This window comes from Thermobifida fusca NBRC 14071 = JCM 3263 (assembly GCF_001592045.1).
GTDB classification, from domain to species: domain Bacteria; phylum Actinomycetota; class Actinomycetes; order Streptosporangiales; family Streptosporangiaceae; genus Thermobifida; species Thermobifida fusca.
The window spans coordinates 24,246-31,085 of record NZ_BCWB01000056.1; the positions used below are offsets into that span (position 1 = coordinate 24,246).

The 6,840-nt window shown below is 69.1% G+C and carries 5 protein-coding genes and 1 pseudogene; 4 read left to right on the forward strand and 2 right to left on the reverse strand.

Annotated elements, in window-relative coordinates; all coding sequences use genetic code 11:
* Positions 1-12: 12 nt before the first annotated feature.
* Positions 13-1,314: a DUF58 domain-containing protein gene (locus tag TF1_RS14175; RefSeq protein ID WP_011292924.1), complete on the forward strand. Its 1,302-nt coding sequence runs from the start codon at positions 13-15 to the stop codon at positions 1,312-1,314.
* 33 nt (positions 1,315-1,347) lie between these two features.
* Here the strand turns inward: TF1_RS14175 and TF1_RS14180 are convergent, their stop codons facing one another.
* Entirely contained in the window at positions 1,348-2,343 is a 996-nt protein-coding gene (locus TF1_RS14180) for a stage II sporulation protein M (RefSeq protein WP_011292925.1), read from the reverse strand.
* A gap of 152 nt (positions 2,344-2,495) precedes the next feature.
* Here TF1_RS14180 and TF1_RS14185 point away from each other — a divergent pair, with 152 nt between their 5' ends.
* Both TF1_RS14185 and TF1_RS14190 read left to right on the forward strand, forming a co-directional pair.
* Positions 2,496-3,290, forward strand: coding sequence for an RDD family protein (locus TF1_RS14185; protein WP_011292926.1), 795 nt, complete (start codon positions 2,496-2,498; stop codon positions 3,288-3,290).
* A 72-nt stretch (positions 3,291-3,362) separates the two neighbouring features.
* Positions 3,363-4,115, forward strand: a complete 753-nt coding sequence (locus TF1_RS14190; RefSeq protein ID WP_061783976.1) for a ZIP family metal transporter — start codon at positions 3,363-3,365, stop codon at positions 4,113-4,115.
* 494 nt (positions 4,116-4,609) lie between these two features.
* Here TF1_RS14190 and ahcY read toward each other — a convergent pair whose 3' ends face one another.
* Positions 4,610-6,046 (reverse strand): adenosylhomocysteinase, encoded by a 1,437-nt coding sequence (ahcY, locus tag TF1_RS14195; RefSeq protein WP_011292928.1) that lies wholly within the window; start codon positions 6,044-6,046, stop codon positions 4,610-4,612.
* Positions 6,047-6,266: 220 nt separating this feature from the next.
* Between ahcY and TF1_RS14200 the strand changes: the two are divergent.
* A pseudogene (locus TF1_RS14200) lies at positions 6,267-6,840 on the forward strand (hypothetical protein); the annotation flags it as partial.

Consider the following 6,840-nt stretch of genomic DNA (forward strand, 5'->3'; position numbering starts at 1 on the left):
GGAAGGGTGTTCATGGCGGTCACCGGTCGTGCGGTGTTCCTGGCGTTCGTCGGGGTGGCGGTAGCCTTCATCGCTGCCCCCGCGGGCCGCTGGGTGCCTTGGGTGGTTCTGGGACTCCTGCTCACGGTCCTGCTAGTGGATCTCGCGCTGGCCGCGAACTCCCGGAGCGTGCGGTTGACGCACGGCGGGGACACGTCGGTGCGGCTGGGAGAGCAGGCCGAGGTGTGGCTGGTGGTCGCCAACCCGGGGCGGCGTCCGCTGCGTGCCACCGTGCGCGACGCGTGGCGGCCCAGTGCCGGAGCGGCCCCGCGCACCCACGACCTGGTGGTCCCGCCGAGAGGGCAGCGGCTCGTCCGGACCGCGTTGACGCCGACCCGGCGCGGCGACCAGCACAACGCCCACGTCACCGTGCGCTCCTACGGTCCCCTGCGCTTGGCGGCACGCCAGTCCTCGCACACGGCGCCGTGGACCGTGCGGGTGCTTCCCCCGTTCCGCAGCAGGCGGCACCTGCCCAGCAAACTGTCGCAGCTTCAGGCGCTGGAAGGCCAGCACCGCACCATGGTCCGCGGCCAGGGCAGCGAGTTCGACTCGCTGCGTGAATATGTGCCCGGTGACGACGTCCGGTCGATCGACTGGCGGGCGACCGCGCGCCGGGAAACGGTGGTGGTGCGCACGTGGCGTCCAGAACGCGACCGCCGCATCCTCCTGGTGCTTGACACCAGTCGCACGTCAGCGGGACGGGTAGGCGACCTGCCGCGGCTGGAGCACGCCATGGATGCGGCACTGCTGCTGACCGCGCTCGCGGCTAAGGCCGGGGACCGGGTCGACTTCCTCGCCTACGACCGTCAGGTGCGGGCCCGAGTGCGCTCGGAGGGGCGGGGCAGCACCCTGCCGGCGATCGTCTCGGCGATGGCGCCGCTAGAGCCGGAACTGGTGGAGCTGGACGCGGCCGGCATGGTCTCCGCGATCCTGAGCGGCCCGCGCCGCGGCCGCCAGCTCGTCGTGCTGCTTACCGACCTCACCCCTGCTGTTGTGGAGACTGGCCTGCTGCCTCGGCTGTCCACGCTGACCGCCCGCCACCTCGTGCTCGTGGCGTCCGTGGCCGACCCGTATGTCACCCGGATGGCCGCGGAGCGGGGGAATGCGCAGGCCGTGTACCGGGCTGCCGCCGCGCAGCGCACCCTCGCGGAGCGCCGCCGTATCGCCGCGGAGCTGCGGCGGCGCGGCGTGGAAGTGGTGGAGGCTCCCGCAGAAGAGCTCGCTCCGGCGCTGGCTGACGCGTATCTCGCGTTGAAAGCCCAAGGGCGGTTGTAGCGGCACGTCTGCGGCAGGCCGCCCCACGGTGGGTCAGCCTGCGACCGCGACCGTCTGCGGGGCGTCTGCGATGTCGCCGGTCTCCCCTTCCTGGGCTGCGCGGCGGCCCAGAGTGAACACGTAGAGCAGGAAGCACGCTTCCGCGGCCACGCCGATCCCGATCCGCAGCCAGGTGATGTGCACCCAGCCGGTCACGAACCCTTCGATGAGGCCGGAGACGAACAGCACGACGACGAGCCCCAGCGCCACCCCCATCGCAGCGCGGGTCTCCTCGCCCACTGCCTGGACGCGGGGTCGCGGCCCCGGGGCCAGGAAAGTCCAGCCGATCCGGATCCCGACCGCGCCGGCGATGAACACCGCGGTCAGTTCCAGCAGGCCGTGCGGGAGGATGAGCCCGAAGAAGATGTCGGTTTTGCCGTGGGCGGCCATCAGACCGCCGGCCATTCCCAGGTTGAGGGAGTTGAGCAGCAGCACGTAGACGGCGGGCAGGCAGAGGAACGCGCCGAAGATGATGGACTGGGCGGCCACCCACGCATTGTTGGTCCACACCAGGGCGGCGAACGACGCCCCTGGATGCTCGACGTAGTAGTTGGCGAAGTCGTGCTCGACGTAGGCCCTGATCTCTTCGGGGGTTCCCATCGCTGTCTGGGCTTCGGGGGTGGTCGCGATCCAGACTCCCACCCCGAAAGCCACCGCGAGGTTGACCGCGGTCACGGCCAGCCACCACCAGCGCAGCCGGTACAGGGTGGCGGGAAAAACGCGGGTGAAGAACCGGGTGAAGTCGCGCCAGGATCCCGCGTGGGCTCCGGTGATCACGGCGCGGGCGCGCGCCACCAGGCCCGACAGCCATCCGGCGAGCGCCGGGTCGTGTCCCGTGGAGCGTAGCACCGACAAGTCGGTGCCGACCCGCTGGTACAGGTCGACGAGTTCGTCGATTTCCTCCCCGGTGAGGCGGCGGTGGCGGCGCACCAGGGTCTGCAGCCGCTCCCAGGCAGGACGCCGCTCGGCAATGAAGAGGTCAAGATCCACATCTCGACTCTACTTGCTGTCTGCTAGGCGGGATTTTCCATCGGTGGGGTGCTTCCGGCAGTCTGAAAGACTGGATCCAGGTTCCGGAAACGGTACGGCGTGCCCCGCGTGCGGAGGCCCGCCACAGTTCCCCGACGCGTGAGGAGAGAACGGTGTCGCACAGCGCAGGGTACGGTGGCTCGACCTCCCTGGTGACCGGGGACGCGGTTCCCCTCGACCTGCGCCCTGCCGGGTTCGCCAGCCGCGCGGTCGCATTCGGTATCGACTTCCTCGTCCAGTTTGCCGCCCTGGTCGCGAGCTTTCTGACTCTTGCGCTGCTCACCAAAGGGAACCTCGACGAGGCGCTGCCCGTCGCCATCGGGTTGACCCTGACCGTGCTGACGGTCGTGGGCTACCCGGTGGCTTTCGAAACCCTCAGCCGGGGGCGCAGCCTCGGCAAGCTCGCCCTGGGCCTGCGGGTCGTCAGTGCGGACGGCACGCCGGTGCGGTTCCGGCAGTCTCTGGCCCGAGCGCTCTCCGCGATCGTGGAGTTCTGGCTGTCGAGCGGCGTGGTCGGGCTGGCCAGCTCGCTGGTGAACCGCCAGGGCCGCCGGATCGGTGACTTCCTGGCCGGCACCATCGTGATCCAGGAACGCACCGGCCACCGGATCACCCCGGTGATCGACATGCCCCCGCCCATGGCGGACTGGGCACGCACCGCGGAGCTGTCGCGGCTCCCCGCTGACCTCGCCGCGGTGGCCTACCAGTATCTGACCCGCTACCTCGCGTTCGATCACCAGACCCGCTACGAACTGGGGATCCAGCTCGCCACCACGGTCTCCCAGTACGTGTCTCCTCCGCCGCCCCCGCAGGCCAGCCCGCCCGAGTACCTGGCCGCGGTGCTGGCAGAGCGACGGCGGCGCGAGGCGGAGCGGTTCGCCCAGATCCACGGCCCCTCTGCGGGGTGAGACGGACTCCGCCGCAGGCATGTTTCCTCCGCGGCCTGGGGGCAGTGGCCTTCGGGTGGGGGGTGAGAAGCGATGCCTTTGTGGGCGGAGGCGGGATGCTGGGGGCTGCTGGCGGGAAGCGCCCTCCTGATCGGGGCGGCCGCTGGCTGGTGGTTGCGGATTTCACCGCAGGTGATCGCGGGCACCGTGGCTTTTGGCGCGGGCGTCCTCATCTCGGCCATGGCGTTCGAACTCGTCGACAGGACCGAGCGGTCGGTCGGGCTGCTCCCGACCGTGGTCGGTTTCGTCGCCGGGGCGGTCAGCTATGTGGCGGTCAACGCGCTCCTTGCCCGGCGGGGCGCCCAGCACCGTAAACGGTCCGGCCCTGGACAGCCGTCCGAAACCCAGGTGCAGGGCAGCGGCGCTGCTATCGTCGTCGGTTCGCTTCTCGACGGGATCCCCGAGTCGGTGGTGCTCGGACTGTCGCTGTTCGAAGGCGGCATCGGGGTGGCGGTGCTCGCCGCGATCTTCCTCTCCAACATCCCGGAAGGGCTGTCGAGCGCGGTGGGCATGCGGGAGGCCGGTCGGGGCGCAGGCTACGTCTTCGGGATGTGGGGCAGTGTGGCGGTCCTCACCGGGGTGGCTGCCCTGGCCGGAAACCTGCTGTTGGAGACCGCGTCCCCGGTCACCGTCGCCGTCATCACCGCGGTCGCTGCCGGGGCGATTCTGGCGATGATCGCTGACACGATGATCCCGGAAGCGTTCGCGCGCACCCATCTGCTCACCGGGCTCATCACCACGAGCGGGTTTCTGATCGCCTTCACGCTCACCCGGGTCGAACTGTGACTGCTTTCTCGCTGGGACACGGACGCGCCTACGCGTAGCCTGCCGGATGCGAGGCGCCAGCCGGTCCGCATGTGCTGGGCCGTACGGAAAGCGGCTGCCCTGGTCTTCCCCTTACGGCAGCGGCCCCGTGCCGCCCGCAGGGCGTTTGGGCGGTGGGCGGCCGCGGAGCCGGCGGACTCTTCCGGCGGTTCCCGGCGCCTTCGGGCATGACGTGCGGCCCGGGTCCTTCCGAGGCCAACGTCCGGACCATCGTCCGCTGCGGGCCGCGACAGTGCGTGACAGAGTGATCGTACGACACGGCACACCCTGGGAAGCGGGCGGCAGCCGATCGCCCACCCCGCCCGCTTTTCCCGTTCCGCGGTCCACCGCGTCGGTGTTGTCCACGCTCGGGGCACTGCGCTGCGTCACGCACCTACCGGGCAGGGCGAGAGTGGAGGGCCACCGCGGCCCGGTGCCACGCCACGCGATTCCCGCGGCACCGGGCCCGGGGCGGCTCAGTACCGGTAGTGGTCGGACTTGTAGGGGCCGTCGATGTCCACCCCGATGTACTCGGCCTGTTCCTTGGTGAGCCGGGTCAGCTTCACGCCGAGTGCGTCCAAGTGCAGGCGGGCGACCTTCTCGTCGAGGTGCTTGGGCAGGACGTACACGCCGGTCGGGTACTGGTCGGTCTTGGTGAACAGCTCGATCTGCGCGATGACCTGGTTAGTGAAGCTGGTGGACATCACGAAGCTGGGGTGCCCGGTGGCATTGCCCAGGTTGAGCAGGCGCCCCTCAGACAGCACGATGATGGAGTGCCCGTCCGGGAAGCGCCACTCGTGCACCTGCGGCTTGATCTCGATCTTCTCAATGCCGGGAATCGCGGCCAGCCCCGCCATGTCGATCTCGTTGTCGAAGTGGCCGATGTTGCCGACGATGGCCTGGTGCTTCATCCGGGCCATGTGCTCGGCAGTAATGACGTCCCGGTTGCCCGTCGCGGTGATGAAAATGTCGGCGGTCTCGACGACCTCGTCGAGCGTGGTCACCTGGTAGCCGTCCATAGCGGCCTGGAGCGCGCAGATCGGGTCGATCTCGGTGACGATGACGCGGGCGCCCTGGCCGCGGAGCGACTCCGCGCAGCCTTTACCGACGTCGCCGTATCCGGCCACCACCGCGACCTTGCCGCCGATGAGCACGTCAGTGGCCCGGTTGATGCCGTCGATCAGCGAGTGGCGGCAGCCGTACTTGTTGTCGAACTTGCTCTTCGTGACGGAGTCGTTGACGTTGATCGCCGGGAACAGCAGCGTGCCGGAACGCTGCATCTCGTAGAGGCGGTGCACCCCGGTCGTGGTCTCCTCGGTGACCCCCTTGATCCGGGAGGCGATCTCTGTCCACTTGCGGGGGTTTTCCGCCAAGGTCCTGCGGAGCAGTTCCAAGACGATGCGGAACTCCTCGCTGTCGGCGGTATCCGGGTCGGGGACCGCCCCCGCCTTCTCGTACTGCACCCCCTTGTGGACAAGCATGGTGGCGTCCCCGCCGTCGTCGAGGATCATGTTCGGGCCTTCGCCGTCCGGCCAGGTGAGCGCCTGTTCCGTGCACCACCAGTACTCTTCGAGCGTTTCGCCCTTCCACGCGAACACCGGCACCCCGCGCGGGTTGTCCGGGGTTCCGTCCGGACCCACCACCACGGCCGCGGCGGCGTGGTCCTGGGTGGAGAAGATGTTGCAGCTCGCCCAGCGGACTTCAGCGCCCAACTCCACCAGGGTCTCGATCAGGACCGCGGTTTGAACGGTCATGTGCAGCGAGCCCGTGATCTTCGCACCCCGAAGCGGTTTTTTCGGTCCGAATTCTGCCCGGGTGGCCATAAGCCCGGGCATCTCGTGTTCGGCGAGACGGATCTCCTTGCGACCGAACTCGGCCAGCGAGAGGTCGGCGACCTTGAAGTCGAAAGCCATGCGTCTTAACTCCAGTCCTGAAGGATGCGCTCTGAGTCTACGAGTGCGGGAAGTCGACGGGCATCGTCAACGCGACCGCGTCATGATCTCAGAAATTCTCGGCGGACCCGCCGCAGTCGTGCAGCGGGATGCCCACGAACGTCAGGTTTTCTCCCGTTCAAAGGTCATAGGTTGGCATAGATGAGGTTTTGCCGGTTCCCTGTGGGTAACGGTGTGTCATGTGAGTTCGCTGCGCGACCTTGACCCTGCTGTAGACCGCTTGCCCCCTGACGTGCGGGGCCGACTCGTCGAACTGGATCGACTCCGCGACGTGTGGACCGCCAACCAGCGGCGGCGCCCCAGCCACCAGTGGCCGGCCCACAGGGCCCGCCTGTTTCGCAGACACATCCTGGCACTGCACCGGCTGCGAGGGACTCTTCCGGTCTCCGAGCAGACCGCGGAACGGCTCGTCGTGGACGGCTTCGACAGCGACAACACGCTTGATGCCGCCCTGCGGGAGCAGCTCGCCGCGGAGGAACACACCCTCATCTCGCTCGCGGAAGCCAGCCGCACCGGGGAACGCCTGTCCAGCGCCTACCTCGACGAGGCTGCCCGCTCTCTTACCGGGCAGTCCACGCCCGGCCTGGGAGAACGCCTCGCCGCAGTCCTGGCTGATCTTGCCGCAACCCCAACCCATCCGGTGGTCCGCGCGGCACTGGGTTACCTGGCTGCCGAAGAGGCGCAGCGCGAGCTTGGCGCCGAGGAGCGGTTTCCGCGGGGCACTGACCCGCTGGCGTGGGCCGTCGCCTCCGTAG